The following is a 20,242-nucleotide window of genomic DNA, read 5'->3' on the forward strand; positions in this document are numbered from 1 at the left end:
TCATTTCTGTTAAGCTTTCCAATTTGACAATAAACATCTGCGAATTTTATGGAATTCCTGATAAGTTTCATTTCCCCTTTATTTTAAGATTTTTTTAGTATCTTCAAAGAAAAGAATTGACTTTTCCACAACCCTATTATGAATGGGAGTTAGGGCCTTCTATATGGGCTTGAAACCCAATGAAACCAACCGATTAAGATGAGAAGAACACTATTTTCGTTGTTGTTTCTCATGGCAAGTACTATTGTCATGGGTCAAACCGAAGAGCCAAAAATCACCATTTCCTTCACTGATACCAATGTACGAGAGGTGATGAAGTCCATTGAGGAAAAAACCCAGTTGAACTTTTATTATGTTGATGACTGGTTGAGCAATGAAGCGATTTCCGGCTCATATACCGATGTTGCAGTGACGGATATATTGGATGCTATTTTCCAGAATACGATCATCAATTATTACGTGCTGGATGGAGAGAAAGTCATTTTGACCCAAAACAACATCATTTACGATGAACTGCCCAATGGTTTTTTTGATAAATCAGGACAGGAAACAATACAGGTGGGGGAAACGGAGGAGTCTACCGAAGCATTGAATCCGGTCTTCTTTCCGGAACAACAATCTCGGTTACAACGGCGGGTCGAGACCGTTAGAATAGGTAAAGAAACTCTGGAAGGCCAGAAGCGGCGGTATACCCTTACCGGGTATGTCATGAATGCCAAAACCGGTAAGCCAATTCCGGACCTTTCCTTAGTGGTTCGAAATCGAAAGATCGGCACAGTGACCGATGAGAACGGTTTTTATGAAATCGCCCTTCCGCCAGGAGAAAATCTTTTTGAAACCAAGGCCCTTGGTATCGAGACCCAGCGTAAAAGAGTGGTGATCTACAATGACGGGCGTCTTGATTTTAGTTTGAACGAGAATATCGAACAATTGGATGAAGTGGTCGTTGAGGCCGATAAAGCAAAGAACGTGGAGGAAGAGATTACGGGGTCTACGACGATAGAGTCGGAAGAAACCAAGGATATCCCTATGGTTTTGGGAGAACGGAACATCCTTTCAGTCGCTACCCAACTACCGGGCATCACCAATGCGGGCGAGGGGGCTTCCGGACTTAATGTAAGGGGAGGTAAAACCGACCAGAACCTGATTCTACTAGATGAAGGAGTCGTCTATAATCCAACTCATTTTTTCGGAATATTCCAGGCCTTAAACCCTTTTGCAACAAAAGGAGTGGATATCTATAAAGGCAACGTACCTGCTGAATTTGGTGGACGCCTATCGTCCGTGTTCGATATCACCACGATTGATGGAAATACCGAAGAATTTTCAGGGGAAGCCTCCATTGGTCCCGTGACCGGTAACTTAATGTTGGAGATTCCCGTGGTCAAAGATAAATCTTCCTTGGTGATAGGCGGTAGGGGCGCGTATTCCGATTGGATATTGCAGTCTTTAGACGATGAATCGTTAAATAACAGTTCGGCTTCCTTTTATGATATCGTCGCTAATTATACCCATAAGATCAATGAGAATAATCAGGTGAAGGCTACCGGGTATTACAGTGAGGATTCTTTCAGTATCACCTCGGACTCTTTGTTCGGGTACAGTAACCGAATGTTTTCAGTGGATTGGAAGCATAAGTTCAATGAAAAGAACAACGGTAGTCTGTCGTTGGCCAATAGTAAATATGCCTTTGACATCGATTTTGACGGTCAGGCGAACAATGACTTTTTATTAGGATACAGTGTTGAGGAAACAGAAGCCAAACTCAAGTTCAAATATCTGATGAACGACGTGCATACGTTTGATTATGGAGTTGCGGCAAAATTGTATAGTGTGAATCCCGGGTTTATTCGACCTACGGGGGGTGAATCCATTATCAGTTCGTTTGCAGTGCCCGAAGATCGAGCGTTGGAAGGTGCGATTTATATCAGTGATGAGATCAATCTCGGGGATAAGGTCGGACTTAGCGCAGGATTGCGGTACTCATACTATACCGCTCTAGGACCTTCTACCCAACGAATTTATGCCGATGGACAGCCGAGAAATCAAGCAACGTTGATCGGAAGTACCGATTTTGATGACAACGAGACCATAGAAACGTACGGAGGACCGGAATTTCGCGTATCGGGTAGATATTCGTTTACGCCGGATTTTTCTTTGAAAGCCGGTTTCAATAGTATGTACCAATACATACATACCTTGTCGAATACCACCACCGTTTCACCCATCGATACCTGGAAACTTTCAGACTCGAACATCAGACCACAGCGTTCCAATCAATACAGCTTAGGGCTCTTCAAGAATTTTGATGATGATCTTTACGAATTAAGTATCGAAGGATACTATAAGACCTCGGAAGATATTTTGGATTTCAAGACAGGTGCTCAGCTACTGTTGAACGACACCATTGAACAAGAGGTGTTGCAAGGAGAGGGACAAGCTTATGGCGTAGAATTTCTGTTGCGGAAGAACTCTGGCAAATTGAACGGTTGGTTGGGTTATACCTACTCGCGATCACTCATAAAATTCGCAAGTGAGTTTTCGGAAGAGCGAATCAATGGTGGGGAATTTTTCCCATCCAATTTCGATAAGCCGCATGATGTGAGTTTGGTGGCCAATTACAAGTTTACGACACGGTACAGTGCATCCCTCAATTTTTCGTATCAGACAGGTCGTCCGGTAACCTATCCGATCGGGCAGTACAATTTCAATAATTCCGAATATGTGTTTTATAGCAATCGAAATGAATTTAGAATTCCCGATTACTTTCGAATGGATATTGGGATCAATATTGAGGGAAATCACAAGATCAAAAAGTTCGCACATAGTTTCTGGAATATTTCGGTCTATAATGTCTTGGGACGTGCGAATCCGTATTCCGTATTCTTTGTGTCCGAAGATGGTGGGGTAAAGGCATTCAAGAGCTCAATATTCGCAATTCCGATCCCTTCGATTACCTATAATTTTAAGTTCTAATAGCGGAATTTGACCCTATGAAGTTGCACAATATAGATACCAAATATGTTCTTGTCGCCTTGTTTATGGCGTTGGGTAGTTGTGTCGAACCCTTTGTGGCCGAGACTTTGACCTTCGAGAATGTCTTGGTAATCGATGCAAGGATTACGGACGAGCTAAAACAACATGAGGTTATTCTGAGACGAACCTACCCTTTTGAGAATAGTGACTTTGAGGTAGAGTCAAATGCGACCATCCAAATTAGGGATGATTCAGGTGCGACCTATAATTTTCAGGAAACGAAAGCAGGCAACTATCAATCTACTTCAGCTTTTGCGGCCCGGCCCGATATGGGTTACACCCTGTCGGTTACCACGGCCGAAGGTAGATCTTATATATCCGAAACCGTGATGACCCCGGAGCGCATAGCGATTACCGAGCTAAAGGCCGAAATAGGATTCGACGATGAAGACAATGAGGGATTAAGTGTTCAGATCAAGAACGAGAGTGCCAATGCGGAACCCAAATATTTTAGATATGAGTATGAGGAAACCTATAAAATCGTTGCCCCCTTTTATAACCCCTTTGAGTTTGATGTGATTGATTCCTTGTTCTTCCAAGAAGAGGACAATGATCCTTTGGACATCAGTATCAAACCCCGGGTCGATGCCTCACAATTCTGTTATGCCTCTGCAAAGAGTCTCGACTTGATTCTTCGAGATAGTGAGCAAAACGTTGGCAATGCCGCCGGCAAGTTTGAAATACGATTTCTGGAAAATAATGATTTTAAGATAGCACATCGCTATAGTATTCTTATAAAGCAATACAACTTAAGTGCTGATTCGTATAGCTATTATAGTACGCTAAGGGACTTCACCTCCGATGAAAGTGTGTTTACCGACATACAACCCGGTTTATTGGAAGGCAATATTAAGGCCCAAGATCCGGAAGAGATCGTTTTGGGTTACTTTGAAATAGCCGCAATAACGAACGAACGCCTCTTTTTTGATTATGTGGATTTTTATCCAGATCGTCAATTGCCGCCTTACATCATTAACTGTGAATTGACAACAGCACCACAACTAATTGCCTTCGTACCCCATGTCGGCCCAGGTTTTGTAGTGGATGAGTCTGACGTTGTCTCGCCGCTTCTAGATGGAATACAAGCTGGTCTTATCGCCTATCATGAGGTCAATGAAGACTATGAGCCACCCATGGGCGATGGGTTGGTAGAAGGGCTGGGGCCGTTTTTTGTCAAGGCCACGGGTTGTATTGATTGTAGGGAATTTGGATCAAATGTAAAACCTGATTTTTGGATAGATTAAAAGGATGATGAGGAAGGTGTTCTATGTCATATTCGTTTTTCCGGTATATCAAGGATGTATTGAACCTTTTGTGGCCGAAACTTTTGATTTCGAAGGTGCATTGGTCGTTGATGCGCGACTCACGAATGAGGAGAAACAACATCGCGTATTATTGTCAAGGGCCCGTCCTTTTGAGGAAGAGGGTACGGTGCCGGAACGGGACGCGGTGGTGCGTATTGTTGAGGGTTCAGGTACAAACTATGCCTTCGAGGAAGTAGCGCCCGGGCAGTATCTATCATCCGCCATTTTTGGCGCAAAGGAAAATGAATCTTATCAATTACGGATCACCACCTCAAATGGTGCTTCATATACTTCTAATACCGAGACCATGCCCGAAAATGTGCCAATTGCGGATCTTGAAATACAAAGGGAAGTCAATGACCTGGGTGAGGATGGCATCGCCGTATTTGTTGATAATAGTAGTTTTGGAGTGCAACCGAGGTATTTCCGGTATGATTATGAAGAGAATTTTAAGATCATTGCCCCGAATTGGGATCCGTTCACCTTTAAGGTGATCGATTCTATCGCGTGCAGCGATGGAGACGCCTTTCAAGTGGATATCGAACCCAAAGGTTCTACCGATGGCCGTATTTGCTATGGACGAAATGCCTCCACCGAGATTTTATTGGCCTCTACCTCAAATTTGGAGAACAATAGCATCACGGATTTTCGAGTTCGATTTGTAAATCGGGATAACTACGCGCTCACACATCGCTACAGCATTTTGGTGCATCAATTCTCGCAGTCGGTCGATGCACATTCCTATTATCAAAGTTTAGAGGCTTTTAGTGTATCCGAGAGTATTTTCTCTGAAATACAACCTGGTTTTTTGGCCGGGAATATCGTTTCCGACCGCGATTCGAATGAAAATGTGATTGGCTATTTCGAGACAGCGGCAGTGAGTTCAAAACGGATCTTTTTTAATTACGAAGATCTTTTTCCCGATGAAGAACTTCCGGAGTACCCTATAAATTGTCGTACCATAGGTAACCCCCAATTGATTCCGGAAGGGTACCATTGTACGCAACCCCCCGATAGTGTCTGCGATGGAAACTGCGATTCCCCTTTGATCGGACAGATACAGACGGGTACTATTGTATATGCCGGCGTTGCAGAACCGGCAGATTTCGCGGCTCCCTATTATACCTTACCTAGGACGTGTGGAGATTGCACGGTTTTGGGTAGCAAAGTGAAACCCGACTTTTGGATAGATTAAAAAAATATGAAAGAATCAATCCTCGTTATCCTAGTTTTTTTACTCTTCCAAGGGTGTATTGAACCCTTTGAGGCAGAAACCCTAGATTTTGAAGGGGCCTTGGTCGTAGATGCGCGAATAACGAACGAAGAAAAACAGCATCAGGTAGTACTGACCAGGGCAAGACCTTTTGAACAAGACGATAGTAGTCCTGAGCGCAATGCTACGGTGACCATAGAAGAGGGGTCAGGTATCAGCTATACCTTTGAAGAGACCTCACCCGGACAGTATACGTCGACTGTGGCCTTTGGTGCGAAGTCAAATGAAAGCTACCAACTAAAAATCACCACATCTGATGGTGCGGCCTATAGTTCGACAGCCGAAACGATGCCGGACAATGTACCCATAGCGGACATAGAAATCAAACGGGCTACCAACGACTTTGGTGAAGATGGGGTTTCCATTATTTTGGATAATGAAAGTTTGGGTGACCAGCCGCGGTACTTTCGCTATGATTATGAGGAGAATTATAAAATCGTGGCCCCAAATTGGGACCCTGTAGCATTTAATATTATTGATTCGTTGGCCTGTGTTGACGGTGATGCATTTGAGGTAGGTATTAAGCAACGGGACCCCCAAAAAGAGCGTATTTGCTATGGTCAAGACAAGTCCAAAGACATTATTTTGGTCTCAACCGCTAATCTTGAAAACAATACGGTTTCTGATTTTGAGGTCCGGTTCGTGAATCGCGAGAACTATATACTGACACACCGCTATAGTATTCTGGTCAATCAATATTCACAATCGGTAGATGCACATTCATATTATCAGAGTTTGGAGGCCTTTAGTGTATCTGAAAGTGTTTTCAATGAAATACAACCGGGTTTTTTATCGGGTAATATCACCTCCATGACCGACGACGATCAAAATGTAATCGGATATTTTGAGACTGCCGCGGTGAGCTCAAAACGGGTCTTTTTTAATTATGAAGACCTCTTCCCTGATGAGGAACTACCGGAGTATCCCGTCAATTGCCGAACTCTGGGCAACCCCAGATTGATTCCTCGGGGCTATCATTGTACGGAAGGATCAAGAGGCGTGTGTGACGGAAATTGTGATTCCCCCTTGATTGGACAGATCCAAGCGGGAACCATTGTTTATGCGGGAGTGGTAGACCCTCCTGATTTTGTGGCACCCTATCTGACCCGTTCCAGAGCATGTGGGGATTGCACCGTGTTGGGCAGTGATGTCAAACCTGATTTTTGGATAGATTAACGTGAAAAAAATAGTACTATATATGACGTTTACACTTTTCTTGGCATCCTGTATCGAAACTTTTGAGTTCGAGATAAGGGAAGTGGACACTATTTTGATCGTTGAAGCGACCTTGACCGATGAACTTTCAAACCAAACCGTGTTGTTGGGTAGGGCAGCAGACTTAGAGAACGTGAACATCCCCCCATACCGAAATAATGTGACGACTTCAAGTACTCCCGAGAGTTCGGAAGTGGATACCAGGATTCCGGAGAAAAATGCCACCGTAACCGTATTGGATGATATGGGCAACACCTATCCTTTTTCCGAATCGGAACAGGGAATCTATGAATCTGAAACACCTTTTGCCACGGAAATAGGAAGAAACTATCAACTTCTGATCACCACTGCCGACGGTAGGTCATATACTTCGGAGAGTAGGGAGGCTGTGGGAAGTTCCAATTTGGAAAACATTTATGCAGAACGGATTGTAAACGATGCTGGTGAAGAAGGGATGGCCATTTATGCGGATGGAGTCGATGAAACAAATTCAAGGAACTATTTTCGGTACACCTATGAGGAAACCTATAAGATCATTGCCCCGAACTGGACCGAACAGGAGTTTGAAATCACTAGGGAAGCACTTGAGTTCGATCAATTCGACAATCCCTTGTATCCCGATGTACGGCTGGTGCCTAGGGCACAAGAAGAGCAAGTCTGTTATAAAACGGTGAACTCTACGGCCATCAAATTGGCCAGTGCCGATTTATTGGACCAGTCCGTTTCAGAGCGAAAATTGATACGTTTCATCAGCCGAAATAATCCGATTTTATCGCATCGCTATAGTGTTTTGGTAAAACAGTTTGTGATTTCCGATGATACGCATAGCTACTACCAAGTGCTTGATAGCTTCTCAAGTAGCGAAAGTGTTTTCAGTGAAATACAGCCTGGATTCTTAGAGGGGAATATTAGAGGGGATACCGAAGAAGATATAGTCATTGGTTATTTTGATGTATCTAGCGTTTCACAGAAGCGATTGTACTTCGATTATGTCGATTTCTTTGAAGGAGAGGAGCTACCGCCTTATTTTTTTAATGTCAATTGTAGTCGGCGTCTGAGCTTTCCAATCCCGAATCCTGAACGGGATGGTCCGCCAAGCCCTGACGGCGCGTGTCCAGAACCATTAATAAGTAGAATTAAAAGAGAAACCGTTGAGTTCACTTTTTTAAACGGGGGACCGGGTATATGTGAAGGCCCCTATTTTGTAACCCCAAGAATTTGTGGGGATTGTACGGCCCTTGGAACAAATGTCAAACCCGATTTTTGGATAGATTGATTTTGAAAAAGCTTATGCTATACATAACGACCTTGTTTTCATTTACAGCTTGTATCGAGCCTTTTGAGTTCGAGACACGGGATGCCGAAGGTATTCTTGTGGTTCAAACTAGCATGACCGACATTGTGAAGAATCAGTTTGTGGTGCTTTCTCGGGCCGCTGATTTGGCAAATGTCAATATTGAATTCGACTCTTTGGACGTAAGGCAGTCCTTTGTGCCAGCAACCAATGAACGCTTGAATCCCGAAAATGGAGCCAAGGTAGAATTGGTGGATGATCAGGGCAATGTAATCGAGTTTACGGATAAAGACAACGGCCTGTACGAATCGACCTTTCCATTCGGCCTAGCCGAAAATACCGACTATCAATTACGGATTCTGACGGCAAACCAAGAGACCTATGAGTCGGGGTTCGAATCACTTTCGGGGAAATCCAAGATCAATGACCTGTATGTCGAACGGGGTTTTAATGAAAACGGAGAGGAAGGAGTGATTATTTACGCAGATGGGGCCAATTTGACGGATGAGTCCGATTTTTTCAGGTATGATTACGTAGAGACCTATAAGATCATTGCACCGACCTATAGTGGGCTACAGGTGGAAATCATACGTGAAGAAGGTATTTTTGTCAATGACACTACATTTTTATGGCCCGATGTGAGATTACAACGAAGGCAAGAAGAAGAACGTGTTTGTTTCAACAGCAATAGTAGTGTAGCGATTGATTTGGCCAACACGAATACCTTGTCAGCGGCAATTTTGGAAGGCCATGTCGTGCGGTTTATCAATAGAAACAATGCCATTATATCGCATCGCTATAGCATGCTTTTAAATCAGTATGTCATTAATAGCGGGGCATATAATTACTATCAGAACCTAAGCAATTTTGCGCAGAGCGAAAGTGTATTCAGTGAAATACAACCTGGTTTTTTGGAAGGCAATATCAGAAGAACCGATGTAGAGGACGGTCTTGTGCTGGGGTATTTCGAGGTAGCCAGTGTGGATAGGAAGCGCGTTTTCTTCAGTTATGCTGATTTATTCCCCGGTGAGGAGCTGCCCCCCTTTTTCGGAAACACTAATTGCGATCGTCTGCTATCACCAGCTTTGGGAAATCCCGAAAAAGATGGACCACAACCGCTAGGTTGTCCACCGCCTGCACTGATTAGGCGGGTAAAAGCGGAAGAGCTCAACTATTTCGCTATCAATGAAGACCCTGGCGAATGTGAGGGGCCGTATTATATGACCCCAAGTATCTGCGGAGATTGTACGATTTTAGGAACGAATGTGAAACCTGATTTTTGGATTGATTAAGAAATGAAGAAGTATTTGATTTTTATTGTTGGTTTCTGTTTTATTTCAGGTTGTGTGGAGCCTTTTGAATTCCAAACAGAGACGTTTCAAGACGCCCTGGTCATTGAAGCATCCTTGACCAATGAAATAAAACGACATCAGGTAGTGCTCTCGCGTGCCGTTCGTTTTGAAGATTCTATTAACGCCCCAGAACGTAACGCACAGGTGCGCCTTTTGGATGAGATGCAAAACACTTATGAATTCAGCGAGAGCGAACCCGGCACCTATGTTTCCAATACGGAATTCGCCGCCCAGAAGGGCGTAGGCTATACCTTGGCCATCGAGACCACGGATGGAACGGTGTATCGTTCAAAAACCGAACGTTTTGAATCGGAATCCGAAATCCAAGAGATCTATGCGGAGCGGGAGACCAATGATCAAGGGGAGGACGGTATTTTTGTGTACGCAGATAGTTTTGACAGCTCGGGACAGTCGTTGTACCATCGTTATGAATACGAGGAAACCTATAAAATTATTGCACCAAATTGGTCCCCCCTTGCCTTTGAACTGACCAATTACGAACCTTGTAATCCTGACTTCATGGATCCTAGAATTATTTATGACTTGGAAATCGTAAGAAGAACACAGGAAGAACAGACCTGCTATAATACGGTAGCATCTCAAGATATCATACAGGCCAGTGCAGCCGGTCTTTCTGAAACAAAGGTCCAACGCTTCCCCGTACGTTTTATACCGGGTAGCGACTTCATATTGACGCATCGGTACAGTATTTTGGTGAAGCAATATGTGCAATCTGCCGATGCCTTCTCGTACTATCAAAGCTTGGAAAATTTCTCCTCTTCGACCAGTGTTTTTACCGAAATTCAACCAGGCTTGTTAGAAGGAAATATTGCGGCCGAGAATAATGCGGATAAGTTGGTTTTGGGTTATTTTGAAGTCGCTTCGGTATCGGAGAAGCGACTCTTCTTCGGTTTTCGCGATTTTTATCCTGACGAGCCATTCCCCTTATATGTGATGAACTGTGTGCCTTTTTCAGCGCCTTTGGAACATATATCTTATTGTTTTCAGGGTATGGTAGGCAACCCATGTCCAGAATCCCTGATTGAAGGGATGGCCAGAGGCGCAATCTCGTATTTTGATGTGAATACCTCTGACATAGAATGCCAAGGACCGTATACGGTCGTTCAACGAGAGTGTGGTGATTGTACGGCCTTAGGAAGCAATATAGTACCCGATTTTTGGGAAGAATAAAATGATTAAATTAGTAGAAATGAAAAAGTACAAAGTAGTATTCGTAGTGTTGATGTTGATGTTGGGAACACCTCTCATGGCCCAAGAAACCGGCAATAGTGTTTTAGAACAATTCAAGGACACTCCCAGCGAAAAAGTGTATGTAAGCCTGAATACATCTTTGCTTTTTACGGGGGAATATTTATTCTACAAGGTGTATTGTCTCAATGATAAGACCAAACAACCCAGTGATATCAGTACCATCGCCTATGTGGAATTGATTTCTGAAAATACAGAAGTGGTTTTCAAACATAAAATTCGACTGGAAAAGAGTCGGGGACAAGGCGATTTTTTTGTGCCTACCACTGTACCGTCAGGGAATTACAAATTGATTGCCTATACGAGGTGGATGAAGAATGGTGCCATGAACCGATTTTTTCAGGAAGACATCAGCATCATCAATCCCTATCAAACCAATCAGGATGCCGTACTTCCCGATTTATCCGAAAATGTGACCTCCATCACGGAAAACATGGCTACGAATGGGGAAGAGGACAAACGCTTCATTTTGGAAACGGATAAGGAATCGTATCCAAAAAAATCAAAGGTAGCCCTGTCCATTCAAAACTTTAGGGGAGCCTCGGGCTATGGGAATTACAATATTTCCGTACGAAAGAAGGAAGACCTAAATCACAGGCCAAAGCGTAGCCCACAGTCATATATCGAATGGCATGCCGAGCAGATGGCGAATGCTCCGATTTTCTATGAGACCATTGCCTTTGCCCCTGAAGGAAACGGGGAACTGTTAAAAGGGCGAATTCGGGCAAACTCCAGTGACTTAGCCTTGGCGAGTCAGCCGATAGCCATCTCCATACCAGGGGAAGATTTCCAGATCAAAGTTGTGGGGACGGATAGTACCGGATTATTCTATATCAATCTTTCCAAGGATTATGCGGAGCCTCAAGCCATCTTACAAGTGTTGGATGCTCCTAAAGGCAGTTACACTATCGAAATCTTGAAAGACCCGCCTCTAGACTATTCAGGGTTGCAATTTGGACGTTTCCTGATGGATACGAACATGCAAGACGCGATTGTGAGACGCAGTCTACACAACCAAATCGAAAACGGCTATTTCGCGGTAAAACCGGACACCTTGAAGTTAGATGCGTTAAACGATCCCTACGGAGGGGCCTATGTAGAAACCCTTGATTTGGACGAATACACTCGCTTTAAGACACTCGATGAGACCGTTGTGGAATTGGTGGAAAATGTGTGGACCAAACGAAACAAGGACAAGACGGTATCTTTTAAGGTGCGATCATTCGACGAGACTTACGAAGAGTCCGAATACGATGCCATGGTATTTGTAGATGGTGTTCTCATGCCGGATCAAACCGAATTATTGGAATTTGATTCTAGACTGATCAAAACGGTCAATACGGTACGGGAGAAATTCGCTATGGGCGGTACGACCTATTTTGGGTTGATCAATTTGGTGACCAAAGACGGCAATTACTACGACCTGATCAATGCGACGGGTATGACGAAAATAGAATTGGATCGTCCGCGCTTACCAAAGCGGTATTTCGCCCAGTCCTACACGGAAGACACCAATACGAGAATACCCGATTTTCGCGATCAGTTACTCTGGCAGCCCAATGTGTCGTTAGAAGGAAGCCAGATGGGTCTGGACTTCTTTACCTCTGAAGTTCCTGGGGAATACGAACTGAGGCTAGAGGGATTCTCCATATACGGCCGCCCCGTTGCCATTACCAAGACCATTACGGTGGAATAATAAAGAGTAAGCGTATTCGATTTGGTTAAAATAGTAAGATTTACTTACATTTAGACCAGAATAATACGACATGTTGACAAAAGTATATGGAAGTGCCGTTTTCGGTATCGAGGCCACCACGATAACCGTGGAGGTCAATGTAGATTCAGGGGTCGGGTATCATTTGGTCGGACTACCGGATAACGCCATCAAAGAAAGCAATTACCGGATAGCCGCCGCATTACTTAATAACGGGTATAAGATTCCAGGGAAGAAAATCACCTTGAATCTTGCCCCTGCAGACCTCCGAAAAGAAGGTTCTGCGTATGACCTTACTTTGGCTATTGGAATACTTACTGCATCTGGCCAGATACAATCTAAAAACTTAGAGAAGTATATCATTATGGGGGAACTGTCATTGGATGGCAGTGTACAACCCATAAAAGGCGCCTTGCCTATTGCTATTAAAGCCTTGGAAGAAGGGTTTGAGGGGTTCATACTTCCCGATGAAAATGCCAAAGAGGCCGCTATCGTTTCGGGAATCAAAGTCTATGGCGTAGAAAATATTAGTGAGGTCATCGATTTTTTTGACAAGGGAACACCACTTGAAGAGACCATAGTGGATACCAGAGCTGAGTTCCACAAGAGTCTGGATTTTCCAGAATTTGATTTCTCCGATGTACGTGGACAAGAAAGTATCAAGCGCTGTATGGAGATTGCCGCTGCCGGAGGGCATAATATTATTCTAATCGGTCCCCCGGGCTCAGGAAAAACCATGTTGGCGAAACGACTGCCCTCCATTTTGCCGCCGATGACCTTGCACGAGGCCCTTGAAACGACTAAGATCCATAGTGTTGTCGGAAAGGTCAAGAATACCGGACTCATGAGCCAACGTCCCTTTCGGTCACCACATCATACCATTTCGGATGTGAAAGTTTATATTGTGTAAATGTAGTTTAAATAGCTTACATTCGCAACTATGATAGCGATATATTGCCGAATTTCAGTAGACAGGGATAACCAGAAATCTATTAAGGAGCAGCAGCAGAGGGGTAAGGAGTTCGCGGACTCCATAGGTTCACCTTTCGAATATTATGTCGACCAAGGGATATCGGGAGGCGGGAAGATAGAAGACCGTCCCGAATTCGAACGTCTGGTCTTCGATTTGGATAGCGGCACCATAAAAGGGCTTTGGGTATGGAACGCCGATAGGACGCAGCGAGAGGAAATAATTTGGTTCACTTTAGCGGATTTGCTTATCAAGAAGGGTATCGATTTCTATGAAGATGGAAAGCTCATTGACCTGAACGACCCCAACACCTTTTTTCTTTATGGTATCAAATCTCAGATGGATGCCATGTACAAAAGGGTGACCAGTAAGAAAATCAAGGCCGTGCTCAAACGCAATGCCCAAGAAGGGAAAGCTCACGCAAAGGTTATGCCCTTCGGTTATATGAAAGATTCAGAGGGTTACCTTGTGGTGAACGAAGAAGAAGCCGAAATCGTAAAGGAGATTTACGTTAAGTCATTATCCGGTATCGGTAGTTCCACAATCAAAAAATGGTTGAACGAGACGGGGATACCGACCAGATACAGCACGCTAGGAGGGACGCTAACGACGACCAACCGATTCACGGGTAAGAAGACCGTAAAAGAAAAGAAGGATATCAAATGGAGTGATAAGCAAGTACAGGACATTTTACGCAACCCGATTTACAAGGGCAAGCGCAAATGGGGTAAGGAGTACTATGATTGCCCTGCTATATTCGATTCCGATTACTGGCAGAAAGTCAATGACAACCTACCAAAGAACCGGAAACACAGCGGAAAGAAGGTAGACCATCTGTACTTGCTCAAAGGGCTTTTGGAATGCGGACGCTGTGGACGTAATATCTATGGTCGAAAGCGGGCGAACCTAAAGGACAACGCCTATATCTGTAGCAGCAAGCGGATTCCTAGCGAGAACTGCAAGAGTAGAGGCATCAATATCGATTTTCTTGAAGATATTATTTTCAGCAGGTTCCTGAAGGGTGATAGATTGTTACGCATCGTCAAAAGCTCACTAGAGGACGATACCAGTAGAAATAGGGTAGGGGAATTGCTTTTGGAAAGGGAAACGCTCCAAAAGAAAATTCAGAAGCTTCACGAGCAACGGAAAAAAGCTATACGGCTAACGCTAATGGATGAAATCAAGGAAGAGGACATAGAGCCGGAATTAAAAAGGATAAGGCAAGAGGTGTCGGATATGGAAGCCAAGCTAACGAATGTCAAAGAAGATTTGGAGTTCCTTGCTAGGAGCGACGCTATGAAGGCCGATATTCAAACCGATATCGATAGTATTAGGGAGAACACACCATTTAATACTAAACGCGACCTAATCCATAAATACATACGAAGAATCATAATAAGTCACTGGGAAGAACTGGGTGAGCATGTTATAGAAATCAGGTTTAACATTCCGGTACGTACTGAAATGTTCGTAACCAATAGAAAGGGCCGCATTGCTCAATATGCAAGTCAGCTTGAGGATATGGGCTTTGAAGAGATAGAAGGTATCTGGTACGGTAATATGCTGTCGCTTAATTCATGAACATAGAAGCTAATTTGACGTTGAAGGCAATTGGGTAGGGTATTACTTAAGATTTCAACAACATACTGTTTGTAATTTAATCCTTAGTTTATGGTGTCACGAGCTGAGTTCGTTTCGATTTGTCATATATTTACTATAACACCAACGACAAAAGAGGATTAAGAACCATTCACATTATCATTATTTGACTATTCCACATCTGACAAACAATGTTGAACAAGTCTAGTGAACGGTCTAACCCTCTCTCTACTTAAATGCACCTTTAATCGGGTGCATTTGCCATATGTAAAGATACCTCCATTCGTTATTCCAAGGAAACATACTTATCAACATGAAGGTTAGTATATAAACAGAGAAGAACACATAAAAACGTTATGTTTTTGATATAATTTTTATGTGTTTTTGTATGAAATCAATGTAATGTCTATTAGTTATCAACATTTGAAAGAACTGGGCCATTAACCGCATTTACGTTCTTCATAGACATTTGGTTAATGATTACCACATTTTATAATAGGAAAACAAGAATCAAGGGGCTTTGAAGAGATAGAAGGTATCTGGTACGGTAATATGTTGTCGCTTAATCAGTAATCTATTTCAAGTTCCTCGTATTCGACCTTTTCAATAATGTCTTCCCTATCGGCTTCGCCGTTTCGTTTGTAGAGGTCTTTGCTTATCGGGTAGGCGTTGAGTTCTTCATCCGGTAAGTCTTCGTAAATCACCTCGTTAACCTCATCTTGGTCTAAATCATTACTTAACCATGTATCGATATCCTCATCATTAAGGATTACGGGCCTACGGTTCTTTTTGTTGTGGATTTTGGCGAAAAGTGGTGTCGCTTCCTTGGTCAGTATCGTGAAAGTTACCAATTTGTCAGTGGTCACGGCGTAGATTCCGGCTAGACTTATCGGAGCTTCGTTTTTGCGGCAAAAGTAAAACGGAATCTTGAAATCCTTCCCGTTCTTTTTCGCTGTATGCGGCTCAAAGAACCCATCGACCGGAATAATACATCTTCTAGTGAAGGCGCTCGGTGCGTATTGATTGGAATAGAAGAGTTTTTCCGACCTAGCATTTAGGCCTGAGCCGTACCGAATTGAGTTCTTATAGTACTCATCGGCATTGGCACCTAGATTTCCCTTCGGAATCAATCCCCATTTGACAGGAATAAAGTTATTAGGTCGTTCCTGAGGAATTATCCACATATTGGGATGTGCAAAGCCATTAGCGGAATTATAAATCAATTCTTGGTCTTCTGGCATTTCCCCTAGAAGCCTATCGCGCTCATAATATCGTTCAAGGTCTTTAGCTTTTCGGGATTGGCGGGTATTGTAACACATGGTCTTTGAGTTGATTAGACCTAATGTATAAAAAAATGTTGAAATTCTTAAGAGAGGAATTTCTATTTTCCTTTCAAATATTTTGGGTTTAAAATCTTTCCGCCATAGTCGAATAGACAAAGGCAGTCCGTACACTGGACGGTGTTATTGGTTGATTTTAAGGTTAGTACGCTCTTGCAGTGGGGACAACTGGGTAGTTGTTTTTTCTCCATGAATAAGTTTGTGCTCTGTTTCAACGCGATTCTCTCCATATATGTTGTATCGTTAAGCCTTAATATATTGTTAAATATACTTAACTTATTTGTAATACAAATGATGTAAAGATGTAAGATTCAAAGATTTGTGGATAAATATTATTGGAATATATCCTAAATATTGGATTTATTCCTAATTTAGTTTTATGAAGTCGGAACTTGTCAAACTTGAATCTATGAACGTAAAATCATTCGTGTTTCATTGCGCTTGTGGCAATGGTCGTATGGTGGTCAGAAAAGGCGATGATAAGGCCGTGCTTGATTCGGGCAAGTATGTGGTTAAGACGAATGGTAAGTATGTTGGTACGCCCCATTACTCGCAATTGAAACTGGTATCGATTATGATAGCGATGGTTGAGAAGTACGAAAGGTTCGAGTATGACGGGCATTTATACCACTCACCGGAAGACGGGGGGATTTGGACAAAAGAGGAAATATGAATATGTATAGACAAGAAAAGCTAGTTGAGAAACTATTGAAATTCCGGTTCAGGAAGCATGGTTTCTCCCAAATAAAAGTAGAGGTATACGACCGTTTCGACGGGGATAAGTACATGTGCCGATTGGAAGTCTTCAAGGGCGGTGACAGGATTGAGAACAGGGTAATGAAACATGAAGGGGAACTTACGGAATCTTTTGTTAGGCAGGCTGATGAGAGGTTATCAACTTTGATTGTTAATTCTGAGTCAGAAAAAACTGAATAGCACTAGAAGAAAACAGGAAATTTTAGATTAATATTGTGACTAACATAATAGAAGTATTTACTTAAAGGCAATAAATGTTCATGGGTTTATTTAGAAATAAAACTGAAGATTTAACAGATCAAAAAGAGGATGAAAAAGTTGAATTAATTAATCGTCCAAGGATAGGTTGTATCGATATCGAGCCTAATGTCATATGGTCTCTAGAGAGGTCAGGATTTAACTTGAAAAGGGGATCTTTAGGCACGAAAATAAGTGTTGAAAATACTGGCTTAAGAGATTCGCACAGAATAAAATTGAAAAGTGAATTGCCGCCAGGAATAAATGAACAAGATATATGTATAATAGACTTAGATAGACACAGGTCTAGACCATATGATAAAAGTGATCGAATCAATAAAAATTACACAGGTAATATTGATACTTTATTATTAAGCTGTTATCCTGAAACACTTTTCGATCCGCGACCAATATTAAGCTCGAAACTCAGAGATGAACTAGTTAGAATAAGAAATAGAGTTTTTCTCTTAATTGTTTTCTCAACATCGAAGTATGAAGTAGAATATGTGCCAGTAAGTATAAGCGAAAATAGTTATGAAAGACATCCCTTACTTCACCATAATATTTATTCGTTTTGGCCTAACGTACCTTGTGACGTACCTGAAGAAGGGCAAGAGGTTAGTGTTTGCGATGTTGATAATAGTTTACGAGTTTTCTTAAAGAAATATTCAGAAAAATTTAAATACAATCAGACCTTTTATCATCCAACAATTCATAGCTATGAGGGAAGACATGAACAAGAAAATTTCAGGCCGCTTTTAAAAAACATTAATGGTAAGATCGTTTCGTATTTTGAGTCAAATGAGTTTAGTAATCTCATGATTTTCCCACAGGTAGAAAATAAGGGGGAGTTTATAAAAGAATTTTTGACGGATGTAGCTCCTTCCCTTTTTCCTGAGATATTCCCTTATGCCACTAAATCCGAATGGAAACAGGAAAAAGAATATTGGTTGCCAAATTATTCGAATCTTCAAAAAGAAAGGAATAGCATTGAAGAAGCATTTAAAGAGAGTATCAGGAAGAATGATGCCGATATAAATGCGAACTATAAGAAGTACTCGTTTTTACATGACATCATAACTGAGACTGGGGATAATCTAGTAAAAGCCATAATTGATTTTCTAGAATGGTTAGGATTTGATGAGGTAATCGACTATGATAAAGTGAAAGACCCTACTGAAAGGCTAGAGGAAGATTTACAAGTTCCGATTGCTGATGGTCTTATTGTCATTGAATGTAAAGGAATAGGTGGAACTTCAACAGATTCTGATTGCAGCCAAATTTCTAAGATCAAGTTTCGTAGGTGCGAGGAGAGGAAAGCGTTTGATGTTTTTGCCCTATACATAGTAAATCACCAGTTACACCTTCCACCTTTAAAAAGAAAGAATCCACCGTTTTCTAAAGATCAAATTAAGCATGCTATTAATGAAAAAAGGGGACTACTGTCTACTTGGCAGCTATTCCAACTTTATGATCAAATTGAAGCTGGTATCATTTCCAAGGAAGAAGCTCAAAATGATTTGATGGGGTATGGATTAATTGATTTCAGACCTAAGAACATAGTATTGTTAGATACACCTATGAAAGTTCTAAAGGGCGGTAAGGTATGTATAGTTAATATTGATGATTGTCCAATAATGCTAGGTGATGAAATCTTAGTAGAGAAAAATGAAAAGTTCGCCAAAGCGAAAATTGTCGATATACGTGAAAATGGAAAGCCGCTTAAAGAAGCTAAATCTGGTGAGTTTGGAATAATGCTAGATATCGAAGTCAAGCAGAAGTCCAAGCTTTGGAAGAGAGATTGAACTAAATGAAATCCAAACACCTCAACAACCTAGATACCTGCATCGAAGTAAATAGTTTGCCCCTAGAGGTCTTATAACCCCTCTCATTGAGGTAATCGGCTTTTTGCTGCAATGTCCAACCTTTGCCATCCATCAGTTCTAATGCGCCTTTAGCGGCCCTATTGTTTGGATTGAGTTCAGCTTTTACCGACATCGCTTTAGCACCCTTTAATCGGCCCTCTTGCGTTAGGTTACGGGGGTTGCCCAAAAAATCACCTCTAGCCTTTTTTGCTGCTAAAGCAGACTTAGTACGTTCGCTGATTTTCTTCCTTTCATCTTTAGCCATAGCGAGCTTTATATCCTTTAATAGTCCGTCATCTTGTGGTGAGTCCGATTCGATGTATTTTATTCCAAGTTCATCTAGTCGTACGGCGATTTTGAAGCCCCCTCTAGAGAGTCTGTCCAGTTTCTTTACAACTAGTACGGCTTGATGCTTTTGGCACTCGATAAGAGCTTCGTTTAGGTTCGCTCTGTTATCGTTTTTACCGCTCGCTATATCTGTGAATTCGGCTAATAGGTTTCCCTTCGCGGAAGCTATGAATTTCCTGATGCTTTCCTTTTGGGATTCGAGGCCGAGACCACTTAAACCTTGTTCTTTGGTCGATACTCTATAATAGGCTATGTACTTCATTTGGTGAAGGTAATTTAAAATAACATAACAGTAACGTTCCTTCCAGATATGTTATAAATACTTTTTAGGACTTCCGTACCAATGAAACAAGGGGGTAGGGGTATCTAAGACAGGCGTTTTGGATAGTAAAATAGCCCTTAATAAAAAGGAACACGCATATCTACTAATTCTTTAGTAGTTTGATGTTCGATTCAAAAGGAAAAATAAATATTACTTGGTGTTTCAAAAAATGACTTGATTTCCAAGTGAACTATTGGGGTTAAAGCCAATGGGAGCAGTAGCTAACGGAGTTTGGGAGTGATTTTACAAGATGACTACTCTCCAAAGTGAGAAGTCTGTGAAGGCCAGTAAACACTAGTGTTTACACGGTTTCAATATTACTTTTATCCTTTTTTACACTTATTTCTA

Annotated in this window: 14 protein-coding genes and 1 pseudogene; 12 read left to right on the plus strand and 3 right to left on the minus strand. The window is 42.1% G+C overall.

Translation table 11 applies throughout. From position 1 onward, the window contains the following. Positions 1 to 198 precede the first annotated feature (198 nt). From ACKWCA_RS11485 to ACKWCA_RS11530, 10 genes and pseudogenes are all read left to right on the plus strand, one after another. Positions 199 to 2,976: a TonB-dependent receptor gene (locus tag ACKWCA_RS11485; protein ID WP_413978343.1), complete on the plus strand. Its 2,778-nt coding sequence runs from the start codon at positions 199 to 201 to the stop codon at positions 2,974 to 2,976. A 17-nt stretch (positions 2,977 to 2,993) separates the two neighbouring features. Beyond that, entirely contained in the window at positions 2,994 to 4,280 is a 1,287-nt protein-coding gene (locus tag ACKWCA_RS11490; RefSeq protein WP_413978344.1) for a DUF4249 domain-containing protein, read from the plus strand. A 4-nt stretch (positions 4,281 to 4,284) separates the two neighbouring features. Continuing rightward, positions 4,285 to 5,535: a DUF4249 domain-containing protein gene (locus ACKWCA_RS11495; RefSeq protein WP_413978345.1), complete on the plus strand. Its 1,251-nt coding sequence runs from the start codon at positions 4,285 to 4,287 to the stop codon at positions 5,533 to 5,535. 6 nt (positions 5,536 to 5,541) lie between these two features. Further along, positions 5,542 to 6,789 (plus strand): DUF4249 domain-containing protein, encoded by a 1,248-nt coding sequence (locus tag ACKWCA_RS11500; RefSeq protein WP_413978346.1) that lies wholly within the window; start codon positions 5,542 to 5,544, stop codon positions 6,787 to 6,789. 22 nt (positions 6,790 to 6,811) lie between these two features. Further along, on the plus strand, positions 6,812 to 8,104 hold the full coding sequence (locus ACKWCA_RS11505) for a DUF4249 domain-containing protein (protein ID WP_413978347.1): 1,293 nt from the start codon (positions 6,812 to 6,814) through the stop codon (positions 8,102 to 8,104). Then, positions 8,092 to 9,414: a DUF4249 domain-containing protein gene (locus ACKWCA_RS11510; protein WP_413978348.1), complete on the plus strand. Its 1,323-nt coding sequence runs from the start codon at positions 8,092 to 8,094 to the stop codon at positions 9,412 to 9,414. Before ACKWCA_RS11505 ends, ACKWCA_RS11510 begins: the two co-directional genes overlap by 13 nt. Before the next feature lie 3 nt (positions 9,415 to 9,417). Continuing rightward, positions 9,418 to 10,665 carry a DUF4249 domain-containing protein gene (locus tag ACKWCA_RS11515; RefSeq protein WP_413978349.1) on the plus strand — a complete coding sequence of 416 codons (1,248 nt, stop codon included), beginning with the start codon at positions 9,418 to 9,420 and terminating at the stop codon, positions 10,663 to 10,665. 19 nt (positions 10,666 to 10,684) lie between these two features. After that, entirely contained in the window at positions 10,685 to 12,439 is a 1,755-nt protein-coding gene (locus ACKWCA_RS11520) for a hypothetical protein (protein ID WP_413978350.1), read from the plus strand. Between the two features lie 70 nt (positions 12,440 to 12,509). Further along, positions 12,510 to 13,349, plus strand: a pseudogene (locus ACKWCA_RS11525) (YifB family Mg chelatase-like AAA ATPase); the annotation flags it as partial. 48 nt (positions 13,350 to 13,397) lie between these two features. Further along, on the plus strand, positions 13,398 to 15,008 hold the full coding sequence (locus tag ACKWCA_RS11530) for a recombinase family protein (RefSeq protein WP_413978351.1): 1,611 nt from the start codon (positions 13,398 to 13,400) through the stop codon (positions 15,006 to 15,008). Positions 15,009 to 15,592: 584 nt separating this feature from the next. Here ACKWCA_RS11530 and ACKWCA_RS11535 read toward each other — a convergent pair. Further along, positions 15,593 to 16,345, minus strand: a complete 753-nt coding sequence (locus ACKWCA_RS11535; protein ID WP_413978352.1) for an SOS response-associated peptidase — start codon at positions 16,343 to 16,345, stop codon at positions 15,593 to 15,595. A 430-nt stretch (positions 16,346 to 16,775) separates the two neighbouring features. Between ACKWCA_RS11535 and ACKWCA_RS11540 the strand changes: the two genes are divergently transcribed. Continuing rightward, positions 16,776 to 17,039, plus strand: coding sequence for a hypothetical protein (locus ACKWCA_RS11540; RefSeq protein WP_413978353.1), 264 nt, complete (start codon positions 16,776 to 16,778; stop codon positions 17,037 to 17,039). A gap of 32 nt (positions 17,040 to 17,071) precedes the next feature. Here the strand turns inward: ACKWCA_RS11540 and ACKWCA_RS11545 are convergent, their stop codons facing one another. Continuing rightward, a complete protein-coding gene (locus tag ACKWCA_RS11545) occupies positions 17,072 to 17,212 on the minus strand; it encodes a hypothetical protein (protein WP_413978354.1) in 141 nt (46 codons plus the stop codon). A 170-nt stretch (positions 17,213 to 17,382) separates the two neighbouring features. Between ACKWCA_RS11545 and ACKWCA_RS11550 the strand changes: the two genes are divergently transcribed. Then, on the plus strand, positions 17,383 to 19,164 hold the full coding sequence (locus tag ACKWCA_RS11550) for a hypothetical protein (RefSeq protein ID WP_413978355.1): 1,782 nt from the start codon (positions 17,383 to 17,385) through the stop codon (positions 19,162 to 19,164). Position 19,165: 1 nt separating this feature from the next. Here the strand turns inward: ACKWCA_RS11550 and ACKWCA_RS11555 are convergent, their stop codons facing one another. Further along, positions 19,166 to 19,834 carry a recombinase family protein gene (locus ACKWCA_RS11555; RefSeq protein WP_413978356.1) on the minus strand — a complete coding sequence of 223 codons (669 nt, stop codon included), beginning with the start codon at positions 19,832 to 19,834 and terminating at the stop codon, positions 19,166 to 19,168. Positions 19,835 to 20,242 lie beyond the last annotated feature (408 nt).

This window comes from Maribacter corallii (genome assembly GCF_047345415.1).
Lineage (GTDB): Bacteria > Bacteroidota > Bacteroidia > Flavobacteriales > Flavobacteriaceae > Maribacter_C.